Annotated in this window: 13 protein-coding genes; 10 read left to right on the top strand and 3 right to left on the bottom strand. The window is 56.4% G+C overall.

Going from position 1 to position 15,273, the window contains the following annotated elements; translation table 11 throughout:
• Positions 1 to 31: 31 nt before the first annotated feature.
• Entirely contained in the window at positions 32 to 1,054 is a 1,023-nt protein-coding gene (locus DSM25558_RS22835; protein WP_077106973.1) for a LacI family DNA-binding transcriptional regulator, read from the bottom strand.
• Positions 1,055 to 1,696: 642 nt separating this feature from the next.
• Positions 1,697 to 3,889 (bottom strand): putative bifunctional diguanylate cyclase/phosphodiesterase, encoded by a 2,193-nt coding sequence (locus DSM25558_RS22830; protein WP_077106972.1) that lies wholly within the window; start codon positions 3,887 to 3,889, stop codon positions 1,697 to 1,699.
• Positions 3,890 to 4,336: 447 nt separating this feature from the next.
• On the opposite strand from DSM25558_RS22830, the gene DSM25558_RS22825 reads away from it, so the two are divergent.
• Positions 4,337 to 4,528, top strand: a complete 192-nt coding sequence (locus tag DSM25558_RS22825) for a hypothetical protein (RefSeq protein ID WP_077106971.1) — start codon at positions 4,337 to 4,339, stop codon at positions 4,526 to 4,528.
• A gap of 981 nt (positions 4,529 to 5,509) precedes the next feature.
• Here DSM25558_RS22825 and DSM25558_RS22815 read toward each other — a convergent pair.
• The gene (locus tag DSM25558_RS22815; RefSeq protein ID WP_077106969.1) at positions 5,510 to 6,700 is read right to left on the bottom strand and encodes an ROK family protein; all 1,191 of its coding nucleotides are present in this window, start codon (positions 6,698 to 6,700) and stop codon (positions 5,510 to 5,512) included.
• A 115-nt stretch (positions 6,701 to 6,815) separates the two neighbouring features.
• On the opposite strand from DSM25558_RS22815, the gene DSM25558_RS22810 reads away from it, so the two are divergent.
• From DSM25558_RS22810 to DSM25558_RS29125, 9 genes are all read left to right on the top strand, one after another.
• Positions 6,816 to 7,859, top strand: a complete 1,044-nt coding sequence (locus DSM25558_RS22810; protein WP_077106968.1) for a hypothetical protein — start codon at positions 6,816 to 6,818, stop codon at positions 7,857 to 7,859.
• On the top strand, positions 7,856 to 8,812 hold the full coding sequence (locus DSM25558_RS22805) for an N-acetylglucosamine kinase (protein ID WP_077106967.1): 957 nt from the start codon (positions 7,856 to 7,858) through the stop codon (positions 8,810 to 8,812). Before DSM25558_RS22810 ends, DSM25558_RS22805 begins: the two co-directional genes overlap by 4 nt.
• A 13-nt stretch (positions 8,813 to 8,825) precedes the next feature.
• Positions 8,826 to 10,427 carry an ABC transporter substrate-binding protein gene (locus tag DSM25558_RS22800; protein WP_077106966.1) on the top strand — a complete coding sequence of 534 codons (1,602 nt, stop codon included), beginning with the start codon at positions 8,826 to 8,828 and terminating at the stop codon, positions 10,425 to 10,427.
• 15 nt (positions 10,428 to 10,442) lie between these two features.
• Entirely contained in the window at positions 10,443 to 11,471 is a 1,029-nt protein-coding gene (locus tag DSM25558_RS22795) for an ABC transporter permease (protein ID WP_077106965.1), read from the top strand.
• The gene (locus DSM25558_RS22790) at positions 11,468 to 12,364 is read left to right on the top strand and encodes an ABC transporter permease (RefSeq protein WP_077106964.1); all 897 of its coding nucleotides are present in this window, start codon (positions 11,468 to 11,470) and stop codon (positions 12,362 to 12,364) included. The genes DSM25558_RS22795 and DSM25558_RS22790 overlap by 4 nt, the downstream gene beginning before the upstream one ends.
• Entirely contained in the window at positions 12,351 to 13,199 is an 849-nt protein-coding gene (locus tag DSM25558_RS22785; RefSeq protein ID WP_077106963.1) for an ABC transporter ATP-binding protein, read from the top strand. The genes DSM25558_RS22790 and DSM25558_RS22785 overlap by 14 nt, the downstream gene beginning before the upstream one ends.
• Complete coding sequence (locus DSM25558_RS22780; protein WP_077106962.1) at positions 13,196 to 13,933, top strand: ABC transporter ATP-binding protein; 738 nt, start codon at positions 13,196 to 13,198, stop codon at positions 13,931 to 13,933. The genes DSM25558_RS22785 and DSM25558_RS22780 overlap by 4 nt, the downstream gene beginning before the upstream one ends.
• A gap of 62 nt (positions 13,934 to 13,995) precedes the next feature.
• Positions 13,996 to 14,976 carry a mannonate dehydratase gene (locus tag DSM25558_RS22775; protein WP_077106960.1) on the top strand — a complete coding sequence of 327 codons (981 nt, stop codon included), beginning with the start codon at positions 13,996 to 13,998 and terminating at the stop codon, positions 14,974 to 14,976.
• A 101-nt stretch (positions 14,977 to 15,077) separates the two neighbouring features.
• Positions 15,078 to 15,273, top strand: a 196-nt coding sequence (locus DSM25558_RS29125; RefSeq protein ID WP_371480425.1) for a 6-phosphogluconolactonase, incomplete at its 3' end; no start/stop codon positions are given.

Raw genomic sequence — 15,273 nt, 5'->3', positions numbered from 1 at the left:
GGCGCTCCTCAGCACCGTTGTTTCCGTCTCTTTAAGGCTTATGCCTCGCAGGGCTCCCTGCCCCGCATGATTGCCGAACCACCAATCGGCACGGCAAGGTTCTCACGCCCGGCTCCACCGCCTGCCCTTCCGCCAAGGCGAGGATGGTAAGACCCGCCTGACGCCCGAGCTCCTTCAACTCCATGTCTACAGACGTGAGTGGTGGACGCATCTGGCCTGCGACAATCTCCCAATTGTCGAAGCCAACGATTGCAACGTCCTGGGGCACGCGAATGCCGCGTTCTCGAAGTGCATCGACCGCACCGCGCGCGATTTGGTCGTTGCCGCAGAACAGCGCATCCGGTTTTTCGCCGGGCGAAGACCAGATTCCGTCGACGGCATCCCGCCCCCAGGTTTCCGACCATTCGCCGTAGAGAACGGTTGCTCCCTCCCCAATCACCGCGCGGAAGGCATCGCTTCTCTCGCGAACCGAGAAAAAGTCCTCAGGACCGGTCACATGCAGGATCCGTTGTCGGTCACTCGCCTTTAGGCACTCAACGGCAAGCGTTGCACCCTGTGCGTCGTCCGAGCGGAAGGATACGCTGCCAGGCTCGCCTTCAGTAAAGGCGTAAACCACGGGTACCGGCACATCAGAGAGGTCGATCGGCAATCGGCGATCGACGCGCTTCCCAGTGGCGATGATGCCGTCCACCTGCTTGTCGAGCATAGCATTCACATGCACTTGACCGAGCGCAGGATCGTCTTCGATAGCACACAGGAAGACGGACACGCCCCGATCGACCAGAGCTTCCGAGACGCCGGCCATGACCGGCAGAGTAAAGCGACCATATGTGTCGTTGGTCAGCAAGCCGATCGTAAAACTGCGCTTCGACAACAGCCCCTGTGCCAGGGCATTTGGCCGAAACCCAATTTCACGTGCCACGCGTTTTACCCGCTGGCGCGTCTCCTCCCCCATGCGGCCCGTGTCGTTCAGCGCCTTCGATGCCGTGGATATACTTACTCCCGCCATGGCGGCCAAATCGTGGATCGTCTGTCGACCGCCAGCCTTACGCATGATTTTCCTCCCAGCCGTCTTGAGAAAACCTTTTCTCGACATAATTGTCAAATGAGAAAACGTTTTCTCAATTTTTTTTTTGGCCCCCTTCGGGCGGTGGCGTTCACTTGACGGACGTGAGACGAGATACCAGGTAGGTTGAGTTCCTGTCGCACACTCCTAGTTCGACGGCGACTTGATTTTCAGCCCCTTGATCCACCATCGGATTTTTCGCACACGGCCTGATACGCGGTTAATGCTTCTGCTTCGGTTGGCGCGCTCGGTCTCGGAGGTAGCGGAGACGGAGGCACCAGCGATGGGCGTTGTTGTACAATTGAAAGGTTTTCGTCTTGCGTAGGCGCTCGCTCTTGGGCACACGCTCCGACGTGAGGTCGTAAGTCGCACCAGAGCCTACAGAAATGTCAGTTCCGGCAAAGAATTGGCTCAACTATAGGCGCGCTTCCTGCGGAATCCGAAGATCGCGCCAGAGCCAGGTGCCTCCTTGATCGCCGTCTCAACGAACGCCGACAGACCATCAATGTTACGCCGCATGCCGGCCACCTCTCAGGACAGATAGACCCTTACATTTCCCGAAAGGCCCGATCATGCTGCCTACGCAAGCAACCAGCGACGATGCACCTCGGCATTCATGTCCCCTGCGACTTAACAAGCGGTCGACGAGTCGGCCCTGCTTGGTGTTAAGGCTGACATCTGCAGAAGCGCCGTAACGTCTGCACGCGCCATTGGGCGCGACATCAGAAACCCTTGGATGTTATCGCAGCCCAAAGATTTCAGTGCATCTCGCTGCTGGTTGGTTTCAACCCCTTCGGCGGTTGTCTGTAACCCGTTGGCACGCGCCATCTTTATGATCGCTTCCACAATCGCGCTGTTACGACCCTCGCCCATCCCGGCGATAAACGACTTGTCGATCTTGAGCCTGTCGACAGTCACGTTCTGAACCCTTGAGAACGAAGAGTACCCGGTACCAAAATCGTCGATTGCAAACCTTACCCCTGCCGCTCTCAGCATCGCGATGTTTCGCTCGGTCTCCTGCTCGCTATTGATGACCAAGCTCTCTGTTATCTCGATTTCCAATCGAGCCGGTTCGATCCCCCATTTGGCCAGGGTAGAAAGAACCCGCAGTGGGTAACCAGCGGAAGCAAGTTCGGAGGCGGATGCATTCACGGCGACACTGATGGAAGGCAACCCGGCGATCAGGCTGCAGGCGTCCTCCAAGACATGAGCGCCAATCTTGTTGATCACACCGACCTCCTCTGCAAGCGGGATGAACATATCCGGAGCGATTGAGCCTAGCTCTGGGTGTTTCCACCGCGCCAGTGCCTCGACCGAGCAAGGTTGCGAGCTGTCAGCACCGTAGACCGGCTGGTAAACAACCTCAATCTGCGTTCCCGTTGACAACGCCTCGCGAAGGTCATGCTCCAGTTTTCGGCGGGTGCGGAGAAGTTCGTCCATATGATCGCCAAATAATGCATATGTATTCCGTCCCGCAGCTTTTGCGTGATAGAGCGCGATATCCGCCTTCCTCGTCAGCTCGACAGGATCCACGTTTACACCTGTTGCGATCGCCGCACCGACGCTCGCACCAATGGAGCCATATACTCCTTCGATCTCAAAAGGCTCGCGCAGGCACGCGACGATTTTGTCTGCGACGGCGACGACCTCGTCGGCGTTCGTCCTCTCGAGCAAGACGGTGAATTCGTCGCCTCCGATCCGTCCGATCAAAGCGTCCGGGAGAATTTCCCTCATTCGCGCAGCAACGAGAGAAATCAGCCTGTCACCGGTTGGATGTCCGTATGTGTCGTTGACCGCTTTGAACCGGTCGAGGTCAATGAAGAGCACGCTGAATACGTCCTCAGGCAATGATTGCCTCAACCGCCCCGCCAGCTCACTATTAAAATAACCCCTGTTCGCGAGGCCCGTCAAAGTGTCGCGAAGCGCCAAATGTTGAAGTTCCCGGCGATTGGAATTGAGTTTAACCGAGCGTCGCCAGATTCCATGCCCGGCCAGGCTGGCGGCGATGAATATGCCAATGACGGAAAGTCCGATAACCGGGAGGGTTGCCTGCAAAACGCTCCTGCCCGGTTCAAATGGATGCCAGTTAAAGTACCCTATCACCTTTCCAGACTTCGAGGTGAGGGCGATATGGGAGTGGCGCTTGTCGCGTGGCATCTCCGTTGTGAACTGCATCTCGGCGAACTGGTATTCGCTACCTATTTCAGACGGGAAGTCTCGATCCAAAAACCGTACCGCGACATGCTGGTTCTCTTCGCCCGCCTGCTGCTCGATCTCGCCTGTGTCAGACAGAATAGGTTTGACACTGACCACAGCAGGTCGTTCCCCTACATAGGTCAGATCACTCTCGCCGATTGACAGGACCTTGTCCGAAACACCCTCATGGTCTCCTGCAGCCAGCCTTTCACGCAGCCGTTTCGCCAGCGGACTATAAGCCAGGCGAAGGTCTTCCTGTGACACCTCGCTGGCTGATTTTGAAATATATTGGTAGATGGGCAGCCCATTGGCAGAAAGCACGACGGCGGCATCATGGCTGAAGTAGGTGTTCATCCACTGCCCAAGGTTCACGTCAAGCCAATCCTGATCACGGTCCTTCGTTCTGATGACGGCGTCGTCCCACACGGTGGCACTCTCTTGATCGTGAGCGACCGAAGATCGGATTTTTGAAACGATGAGGGTGGCCAAACCCTTCTGCCGTTCCGCGGCGACCTCGTCAATTTCGGCGGCAGACCAGTAAAGGGTGCCGAGTAACATCGCTCCAACCAAAGCGGACACGCTTGCCGGAAGGCCCCATTTCGCGAACCATTGTGACTGCCTAATCATGCGCCATCTGCCTTTTCGTTGGACAAACCCTACAGCATCTGGGTTAAGCCTGAGGGAATAGACAGAGTTAACGATCCTTTTTCCCTTTGCTCCAAATCACCAGGTTCCCTAGCGTGCAATGAGCGTCGTAATCGAGGTGCTGTCCACGTTTGTAGTTGAGGGTCAATGCGGCGCGAAACATCCTTCACCCCATGGGGATAGCGTCCACCGGCAAGATGAGTGCAGGCACCTTGCGCTATGATCTGCCAAAATCTGATCCAATTTACTGGCGTATCCAACCGGCTGAAACCACCCGAGGTCCGGCTCCAAGGGATTGATCATTTGGGAGACGACCTGATATCCGATCGACAGGTCAACAATTCCTGCATTGTCGGCTTGTACCACCTTGGACTTCTAGTTGTTTAAAGTGCCACCCAATCGGGGGCGGGCCCGTTTTAGAGGTAGAAAATGCCTGAGCTCATCTCAAAAGAAGATGCACGTCTGTGTGCCAATATCGTCAACGAGATCGCCCGTGCGCAGGGTCTCGTTCGAGAGCCGTCCGCGATTGGGAGGCTAACGGTATCAGTGGCCAAACTCTACAATAAAGGCCTGCGAGATCGCGACCAGCTTCTTGCTGCGGCGTTGCTTCTACCAAAGTGATGAAAAGTTAAAGGAGGAAACCCATTGATGGCAATATTCTCAATCCTTGCCAGTTAACGCAGGGGTTGCCGGGGCTTGCGGTATCATGCTGTTAACGCGGATCACATATTCTGTAGAGTGTCCGCTGTCCGCAGCAGCTACGGAAGACGCGCTGGACGGTTATCCTTCAGTCCGAGAAAGACCTATGTTTGGTATTGTCTATCTTATGGTTGTGACTGTCGCTTTAATCGTAGCGATGGCTTCAGGTGCCGTGATCAGTCTCCTGCTGGCCCTTGCAGCCTCCGTGGCGGGAGCCACATTTGCTGCGTGTCTGCGATGGCCAGAGCCGATGATTTGGTTAGCGCAGCTGGCCGCCCCCGTCGTTCTGCTGATTGGGTTGACGGCGGCGCGGCTCTTCGACCGGCTAGCTAGAGAAGCTAACTTTCGCCACCGCCGACGGTCAGCGGAAAATTTTTGGCCAGATGCGTAGTCAATTTGAGCAAGAGACGAAGTAGCGTCACCTTGGAGGGGATCGAACCGTTAGCCTCCTTCTGGCTCGGAGGTATGCAAAGGCCCAATGATCATCAGGTTTCGGCCCGAAGATACCGCTCTACCATTCTAGGCGCGATTTGCCTCATTTGGCTTAGCAGGCACGCAGCGCAGTGCGATAGGTCCCGTTGGGTCCGCATCAAACTTTCATTCGCCGTGCTGGCAGTCAGGCAACAAGCGTGCAGGCTGTTCTGAATCAGTTCAACATGGATTTCGCGATCTGTGCCGCCGATGCGATGGATCCGGCCGACATAGTCGCGCCCGTCGTCTAGGGTCTTTTTGCCCCGAATTCCGTGGCTCCTCCTTTGCGGATCCAGTAGTCAGGGCCCTTATCAAATTGACCAACGGGCATCTTGCCTCGGCAAAGGTGCTGTCGCATTTACCACGGTCAGGCGGATCTTCTTAACGCTCTGGAAAGGCGTTTACTGATGGCGCTAAAGATAGTTGCGATAGCTAAGTTGCAGGCAGAAGTGTCGGCCGTGAAGACAAAGGCTTATGAAACTGCTTGACGAGGTGACTTACCGCCAAGTCACGAGCGAGAAGGCATGCACCAAGTACCGTTGCTTCCGCTCCTTTTTGAGAGACATCAATTTTGGTATCTGGGTTTCGGGCTCGAAACTCATCGCCAATGATCTGCGCGAACACACGGTTCTGCGTCAACCCTCCTCCGATAACGATAATGCTTGGATCCAGAATTGTGCACGCGGCGGCGGCGATGCGCCCGAGAGCGACCCCATGTCGACGCATTAGGCTAATCGCCTTCTCGTTTCCGTCTGCCGCCCAAGAGAACAATTCTTCGGGCGACGAAGGCAACGGCTCTCCCGAAAATACCTCCAAAACCTGTTGCATTAGTCCAACCGAACCATAACGCCGTTCAATTGCATCAATGCCGGAAGGAACGGTATCACTCCACGAAACGGGAATCTGCGCAAGCTCCCCACTTCCTCCCTGGCCGCCTTTGATCAGTGCGCCGTCAGCAAAAAAACCGAGGCCTATTCCCACGCCGATCTGCATATAGGCAGCGTCGTCATATCCTTGCATCAGGCCGTCCTGATGTTCTGCCACGGCAGCGCAGTTGACATTGTTTTCGAGTAAGAAAGGAACAGAGCGCGACAGTTTCGAAGCATTTAGAAACATTTCCGCAATCTCAAGCGCAAGCGGACGTGAACCATCGTGGCGAAGCAGGCGGCGCGGCACGACTTGGTTCAGAGCAAGTGCCACAGCGAGCGGCGACTCACTTTTCAGTTTTCCCAACGCTTGTGATTCTGCAACAAGTTTTCCCGCCAAGGCTCCAAGCACCGCAGCGGCTCCTTCGTGCGTTCGGCTTTCCTGTGCCAAAATACGACCATTAAGCGAACGCGCGACAAAACTGACTTGTGTAGAACCTATATCGACACCCAGGATCCACCCGGCCGCGTCACTGACACCGTAGACGATCGTGGCGCGACCACGTGCTCCTTGCTCTCGACGCAGTTCCCAAACCATGTGGTTCGCCGCCAGTTCGGAAAGGGCAGCAGTCACCGTGGGAAAGCTCAAATTCGCGCATTCAGCCAGCTTCTTTCGCGTTGCCTCGCCGACATCCAGTAAGTGGGTGAAGACCACCTGTGCTGCATCCGACAGGGCGATGTTTGAGGCTAAGACCATAAATTTCTCCAACAAATCACACCCTTATGTAACCGAGCGAAGGAATTCATTAAAGTCCACTTGACGCATTTATTAAAGTCGATAACTTTAATAAATGCGGGTGATGGGAGAAGACATGGTGAGCGAGGCAATTGTTCCAAAACGCGATTGGATACCGGCGCAGGCTTCTTATGCCACGCAGGCCGGAAATCTTTTCACGATGGTGGATCGATTGCTGGATCAACTCGATCGCTTTCCCTCAAACAGACCTCAGCGCGTTGCTGTGGTCGGGATTGGTGCCAGCTACGCCGCTGCAGCCAGCGCCGTCTATGACATGCGAAACAATGGTCTGGACGCTCTTCGTTTCCTCCCAAGCGAGCTTCCGGCAGGACTGTCAGGCTTTAAGGGCCTGACAGTCCTCGTTTCGCAAAGCGGCCGCAGCGTGGAGATCGTCGATCTTGCCCGCAATGCCGATGGTGCAGATATGATCGCCATAACGAATTACATGCCCTCCCCGCTCGGCATGCTGTGTGAACAGGAACTGAACCTCGGCAATCTTTCTGACAGCTCTGTTTCGTTCGTCAGCTTTACCGGGACGTTACTGGTGCTCGCGATGCTGAACGACCACTGGAACGGCTATAACCGTGCTAACCACTGGAAGAACCTAATCGCCGAAGCTGCTGAAGCGCCTGATCGCCTTGACACCGATCTGCGCGAGATCGCCGCAATCCTTATGGGTAGCGCGAGCATTGATGTCGTCGCTCCTGCCGCTTTTATGTCTGTGGCGGAAGAGACGGCGCTGATGTTCCGCGAAGGGCCACGTGTATTTGCAACTGCTTTGGAGACACGCCAATATTTGCATGGATCGATGGATGCGGCCGGGTCAGGAGCGCATCTCATTTTCGGCGGCCAACGCGAGGCATTGTTGACTGACCAACTTTCGCAAAAGACACGACGGCTTGTCTTTGTGACAGGTCGTGACGGACCGGACGGAACTGGCACCGCAAAACATTTGGTTTTGCCAGCTTCGCTAGAGGACACGATGTCTTTCACTATCGCATCCACGCTCGTTGCCCAGAAACTCACGCTTCACATGGCGGCAATTGGCGGGGTCGACATCAACGAAGCCGCCTTCCAGCGTCTCGATACAAAAACCGACAGTTTGAAGACTATAACATGAGCAAACGAGACAATTCTCTTCTAGTCGCCATCGATGCGGGCGGAAGCAAAATGCACGTCCAGGTCGCCTCGGCGCTGGATAACAGTTTGCTGCATGATGAGATATATCCAAGCGCTGGCTGGGCCAATCTAGACGACATCACACGCGCAAGCATCCTCCTTTCGACAGTCGAGACAATCACAGCGCCACTTGGCCGCGTTGCTGTCGTCGTGGCCGGAGTGCATGGCAATGACAGCGCCGAACAGGGGGCTATTTTGAGCGCGCCCCTTGCTGGCCGTTACCCGATTGTGCGCGTGCTCAACGATTCCAACCTGCTGATCCTCGCTTATGGTGCCACATCGGGCACGGGCATCATCGCAGGCACCGGCTCCTCGGCCACGGCCACGGTTGGCGATGACGTGGTTACCGTTGGAGGCTGGGGCTGGATCTTCGGCGACGAAGGCGGCGCGGCCGGCATCGTTCGCGATGCGGCAAAGCAGGTTCTGGAGGCACACGACCTGGACGAGACCGACCTCCTCACCGAGGTCTTTCTGGAGTTTTTTGGCATCGATCACCCGCATAGACTGGTCCACGTGTTTGCAACCGTCGAGCCGCGCGAGTGGTCCAGAGCCGCGATCCTCATATTCGGCGCGGCCAAAAAAGGCTCCGCGCGGGCACAAAAGGTCATCGATGCGCACGCACTTGCGCTCGCCGAACTGATCGCACGGCTCAAGCAGCGCGGCGGCGATGTCTCTACCATTGTCTGCGCGGGCGGCGTTCTCACCGGCCAGCCTGCACTTTTCGACGCTTTTGCACACGAGGTCCGGCGTCTTGTCGGTGCCTCGACCAAAATCGCGCTCTTGCTGGACCCACCGGTCAAAGGCGCGCTCAACCTAGCCAGAAACATCCACATAACATCGCGAACGGGAACGACGACATCCGATCAGTTTTTGGCAGATCGGGTCACCATTTAACGGAGGGAATTTCATGAGACACTTCAGCTCGAAACTAATGACTGGCGTCACCTTTGCCATAGTGCTTTCGACGGCGCAGATGGCGCTAGCCGAAACCCCGAAGAACCAACTGGTCATCGGCACATCATTGGCGCAGGTCCTGTCAGTCGATCCCCAACAGGGGACGGAAAGCAAGACACAGGAAATCTTGGCAGCAACCTATGACCGCCTCGTCTATTCGGACGATGCCGACGGCAACACTGTCAAGCCGCAGCTTGCCGAGCGATGGGACGTAGACGCCACGGGCATCACCTTCCATTTGCGCGATGCGAAATTTGCGTCGGGCAACCCGGTTACCGCGAAAGACGTTGTGTTTTCGCTGGTGCGCCTCCTGAAGCTGAACCAGTCAGCATCACAGTATTTCAAGAGCGCCGGCTACACCGCAGACAACATCGAAACGCTGACTAAGGCGATCGACGACAAGACATTTCGCATCGATCTGACCGATCGTGTCATTCCGGAAGACCTGATCTACCGTCTTGCCATGGGCGTCTCGAGCATCGTGGACAGCGTCGAAGTGCAAAAACACGTCGCCAACGACGACTATGGCAACGAATGGCTGCGCACCAACACTGCCGGTTCCGGGCCGTTCGTTCTGCGCCGCTGGGTTCCAAATGAAACGGTCATACTCGAAGCCAGTAAGTCCTACTGGGGCAAGGCTCCAACGATGACCCGCGTTGTCATGCGCCATGTCCCGGAAAGCCAGACAGCGCGCCTGATGCTGGAACGTGGTGACGTGGATATCGCCAACGCACTGAGTGCACCGGACGTTAAGTCATTCACGACCAACTCCAAGTTCAAGATCGAGCAGGTGAAGATCGGCGGTTTTTACGTGCTTGCCATGAATGCTGGCAAGGAACCCCTGTCCAATCCGGCAGTGCGCGAAGCGCTTGCTTACGGAATCGACTACAAGGGTATCGCAGACACAATTCTCGGTCCCTACGGTCGCCAGCGCAACGTGCCAGTGCCGGAAGACTGGAAGGGTGCCATCGCCAATCCCGACTGGTCGTTCCAGCCTGAAAAGGCCAAGGAACTGCTCGCAAAAGCCGGATATCCAAATGGCTTCTCACTCACTTTGAAAACCATCGTACAGGCACCTCGTGTCGATATCGCGACCGCACTTCAGGCTAATTTCGCTCAGATCGGCGTCAAGGTCGAGATCAAGCAGGGTAATGGTGCCGATATTGTCGCATCGCACCGCGCCCGGGATTTCGATCTTCTGCTCCCGCTCGCAACAGCTGTCATGCCGAACGCACTTGGCTCAATGAACGATTTCGTCACCAATCCGGACAACCGCCTCGAAGCCAAGAATGCAGGCAATTTCGTTTGGCGCTCGGCTTGGGATATCCCCGAACTGAACGATCTTCGCAACAAGGCCAACAGCGAACGCGACGAAGCCAAGCGTGCCGACATGATCAAGCAGTTGCAGGATATGTTCGTTGCCCAGAAACCTGCAGTTTTGCCGATGTTCGAAGCTTTCACACCGATCGTGCTGCGCGCGGGTGTGCAGGGCTACACCACGAATCTCTGGTCGCTGAACCGACTTGAGAACGTCACAAAGACTGACGTGAAGTAAGAGAGACGGCTGGTCATGAAGGAATTTACTTTAACAGAAGTTGCACGTCGGCTTGGACAGCTGCTAGTCAGCCTGTTTGCTTTGCTTGTCGTGACCTTCGTGATCGGCCGGGTTCTCCCGACTGATCCAGTCGGCGCCATCGTGGGCGAGCTGGCGGACCCAGCCGCATTCGAAGCGATGCGGCAGAAGCTCGGCCTCGACCTGCCGATCTATCAGCAGTTCTGGATTTATCTGACGTCCCTGCTTCATGGTGACCTCGGCACTGCGATCCTGACTGGAAATCCAGTCACAAAGGATCTGGCGCAGGCCTTTCCAGCCACGCTGGAGCTTGCCACGCTTGCCGTCATCATCTCGACAGTGATCGGTATACCGCTGGGCATGGTTGCGGCTTTTAACCGCGACACCTGGATCGACCAGTTCGCCCGGATCATTTCGCTGGTGGGACATTCGATCCCGGTTTTCTGGTTCGGCGTCGTGGGTCTGGTGATCTTTTATGCGGGGCTTAACTGGGTTGGCGGTCCGGGTCGGGTGGATACCTATCTCGATGGCCTTATCGAACCCCGGACAGGCCTGCTTCTTGTCGACAGCCTACTCGCCGACGATACGGAAACTTTCTGGAACGCCGTTCACCATATTATCCTGCCGGCCTGCATTCTTGCTTATTCCGCGATGGCCTACATCACCCGAATGACCCGCAGTTTTACGCTCGAGCAGTTGAACCAGGATTACGTGACCGCTGCCCGCGCCAAGGGGGCATCCAGCGCCCGCATCGTCATCGGCCATCTGCTCCCAAACATCGCCGTGCAACTCGTCACTATTCTCGCCATCTCTTACGGTAATCTTCTTGAAGGTGCAGTCGTGACGGAAATCGTGTTCTCCTGGCCCGGCATCGGCCAGTACATGACCAATGCTTTGATGATCGGCGACATGAACGCCATCCTTGCCTCTACACTGATTATCGGTGCCATTTTCATGGCTTTGAATTTCATATCCGATCTTGCCTATCTGGTCCTTGATCCCCGCACACGTGAGGTGACGCAATGAGCGTGCAACTTCTCTCTTCCGAAAAGCCAAGTCGCCCGCGCTCGGCCATCTTGTCCGGCCTGGCACCGATATGGGAAAAGCTATCGCGTGAGCCTGTTGGCCTCTGCGGTTTTCTTGTTCTCTTTGTGTTGGTTTTGGTGGCCGTATTCGCACCGCTGATCGCACCTTATGATCCTGCAGTCCAAAACCTGCAGGCTGCTTTCCAGCCTCCAAGCTTCTCTCATCTCGTCGGAACCGATGAGTTTGGCCGCGACATCTTTTCTCGCTTGGTATACGGTGCCCGTATCACCCTTTCGACAATCTTTTCAGTCACGTTGATCGTCGGGCCGATCGGGCTGTTCGTTGGCGTCGTTTCCGGCTTTGTCGGCGGTCGCACCGACGCTATCTTGATGCGGTTAACCGATATCGTCCTGTCCTTCCCGTCACTTATCCTGGCACTCGCTTTCGCGGCAGCGCTTGGCGCAGGTCTTGGCACTGCCGTCATCGCAATCTCGTTGACAAGTTGGCCACCTATCGCCCGTCTTGCCCGCGCCGAAGCAATGATCGTCCGCAATACTGATTATGTTGCAGCAGCTCGCCTCTACGGTGCGTCGCCGATGCGTCTGCTGATGCTCTATATCGCGCCTATGTGCATTCCGTCCGTCGTCGTGCGCCTGACGCTCAATATGGCCGGCATAATTTTGACCGCAGCATCGCTAGGCTTTCTTGGCCTTGGCGCACAGCCGCCAGCGCCGGAATGGGGTGCAATGATTTCGAGTGGCCGCAAGTTCATGCTGGATCACTGGTGGATCGCAGTCATGCCCGGTGTCGCGATCCTGATCAGCAGCCTTGCCTTCAACCTCGTGGGCGATACGCTTCGCGACCTTCTGGATCCTCGCCATGCCCGCTCTTGATAACGACACAATCCTTTCGGTCAAAAACCTGTCGGTGAATTTCGGTCGGTACGGGAAACCCGCGCTCGATGATATTAGCTTTGACCTCAAAGCCGAGCGGCTCGGCATCGTCGGCGAAAGCGGTTCGGGCAAGTCGACGCTGGGCCGCGCCGTCATGCGTCTTCTGCCACCGATCGCCAGCGTCAGCGCCGATATGCTGACCTTCGATGACCTGAACCTGCTGAACGCCCGCGAAAAGCAGATGCGCTCGCTGCGTGGCAATCGCATGGCGCTGATCATGCAGGATCCGCGGTATTCGCTGAACCCTGTCCTGCCAATCGGCAAACAGGTGGCGGAAGCGGCAGTACTGCATCTCTCCGCCAGCAAGTCCGAAGCGTACAAGATGGCTGCTGCCATGTTGGAGCGCGTGCGCATCACCGATATCGAACGGACGATGAAGCTCTATCCGCACCAAGTTTCCGGCGGCATGGGCCAGCGCGTGATGATCGCCATGATGTTGCTGGCCAAACCACGGATCGTGATTGCGGATGAGCCAACTTCAGCACTCGACGTTTCAGTGCGCGGAGACGTCCTGAAACTGCTGGACGAGCTGGTGCGCGAAAACAATGCAGGCCTTATGCTGATCAGCCACGATATCCGTATGGTAGCAGCGTTCTGCGAACGCATCATGGTCATGTACAAGGGTCGCGTCGTTGAAACGCTGACAAGTCTTGAAGAGGCGCAGCATCCCTACACACGTGGGCTCATCGCAGCCATGCCAGATCTCCATACGCCTGTGAGGCGGCTCAAAACCCTTGACAGAAACGCGATCGACGCGGTGGAGGCACAGCCATGATTGATGTCCATGATCTTTCAGTCTCCTTCGGAACCGGCACATCCGCAAAACAGGTGGTCAAGGACGTATCCTTCTCTGTGGTCAAGGGCGAGACGCTCGGCATCGTCGGAGAATCCGGCTGCGGTAAATCGACAGTTCTGCGTTCACTGGCCGGTCTCGACCGACACTGGTCGGGAAGGATCAACCTTGCGGGCATCGACGTCCACAAGGATCGTACCAAGGAGCAGATGCTGCTGACGCAAATGGTGTTTCAGGACCCCTATGGCTCCATCCATCCCCGCCACCGCATCAACCGCGTTCTGGCGGAACCGATCCGCGCCATGGATCGCGGCAAGGGCTGGGATCGCGTTCAAGCCGCGCTGGAGCAGGTCGGGCTGCCGGCGGCTTTTGCCGATCGATTTCCACACCAGCTTTCCGGCGGACAGCGCCAGCGCGTGGCCATTGCCCGCGCCTTGATGCTGGAGCCGGAAATCCTTCTGCTCGACGAACCGACCTCGGCGCTCGACGTTTCCGTACAGGCGGAAGTCCTCAATCTGCTGGCAGACCTGAAGGAAAGCCGCAACTTGACCTATGTTCTTGTCAGTCACGATCTCGGTGTCATCGCCCATATGTGCGATCGCGTCCTGGTCATGAAAAGCGGCGTATTCGTCGACGAACTAACAAAGGACGATCTTTATCAGGGTCGGACACATGACGACTATTCGCGCATGCTTTTCGAAGCGAGCGCTCTGTAAGTCGGGCGGCTTCGTATCGGGAAGCCACTTTCAATTACTTAGACACACAGTATGAGGCCAATATGTATCTCGGAACACAGGTGGACGCCCGCGAAGACGATGATTTTCGCGTCTGGGCACAGCTCGGTATCAAGAATGTCTGTGCCGATCCACCGGGAAAGCCTGCAAGCTGGACATTGGATGACATCCAGCGTCACCGCGAAAAGGTCGAGAGTTTCGGCCTGACGCTGGACATGATCCAGTTGCCCATGTCGTCGCGCCCCATCGAGGAGGCACCGTATCAGGACATTCTGCTCGGCGGCCCCGACCGGGATCGCCAGATTGATGCTGTCTGCGCGATGATAGAGAACATCGCCGAGGCGGGCGTTCCAGCGGCAAAATACAATCTCAACATCATCGGCATTCCCCGCACCGAAATGGAACGTGGCCGCGGCGGCTCGCTGAACGAAGCCTGGCGCTGGGACAAGGCGGATCATGATGCGGCTCCGGGCCTTGCCGGAGTTCTGTCCGAAGACGAAAACTGGGAACGTATCGATTATTTTCTTGAACGTGTCGTGCCAGTTGCTGAAAGCAACAGAGTCCGCCTCGCCTGCCATCCGCATGATCCCTATACACCACCAGGCTACAAGGGGGTTACCCGCGTTCTCGGTACCGTCGAGGGTCTGAAAAAATTCGTTCAGATCCGCGAAAATCCCTATCACGGGCTGAATTTTTGCCAGGGTTCGATTGGCGAGATGCTCGACAACCCCCGTGAAGAAATCGATGAAGTCATCCGCTGGTTCGGTAGCCGCAACAAGATTTTCAACGTCCACTACCGCAACATCAGCGGTGGCAAGCTGTCTTTCATGGAAACCTTCCCTGATGAAGGCGACATGGACATGATCCGCTCGCTGAAAATCTACAAAGAGGTCGGCTACAAATACATGATCATGCCCGATCATGTCCCGACCATCTCGGGCCGAGATCCGATCGGCGTCGCGTTTAGCTTCTGCTACGGCTATATAGCAGCGCTCCTCGAAGCGATGGATCGCGGACATATTTAACTATTTGGCGGCCGGGCCACGTCTGGCCGCGAACTTCCGCACAGTTTTTAAAAGGTTTCCGTCTGATGGATCATCTTCACAGGGACGTGCACGGACGCGCGTTGAACGTCACAATTTTTCCGACGCCGGAAGACGCGAGTACTGCGGTTGCCGAGCGTATCCTATCGGTAGTTCGCGCCAAGCCTACTGCAGTGCTGGGACTGGCGACCGGCCAGACACCTCGCCAGGTCTATGCAAAGCTGCTGAATGCAGTAGAGAGCGGTCTATGCAAAGCTGCTGAATGCAGTAGAGAGCGGT

This window comes from Agrobacterium sp. DSM 25558, from assembly GCF_900100825.1.
GTDB lineage: Bacteria > Pseudomonadota > Alphaproteobacteria > Rhizobiales > Rhizobiaceae > Agrobacterium.
Note: the sequence above shows the minus strand (reverse complement) of the source record. Positions and strands in the feature narration are given on the sequence as shown.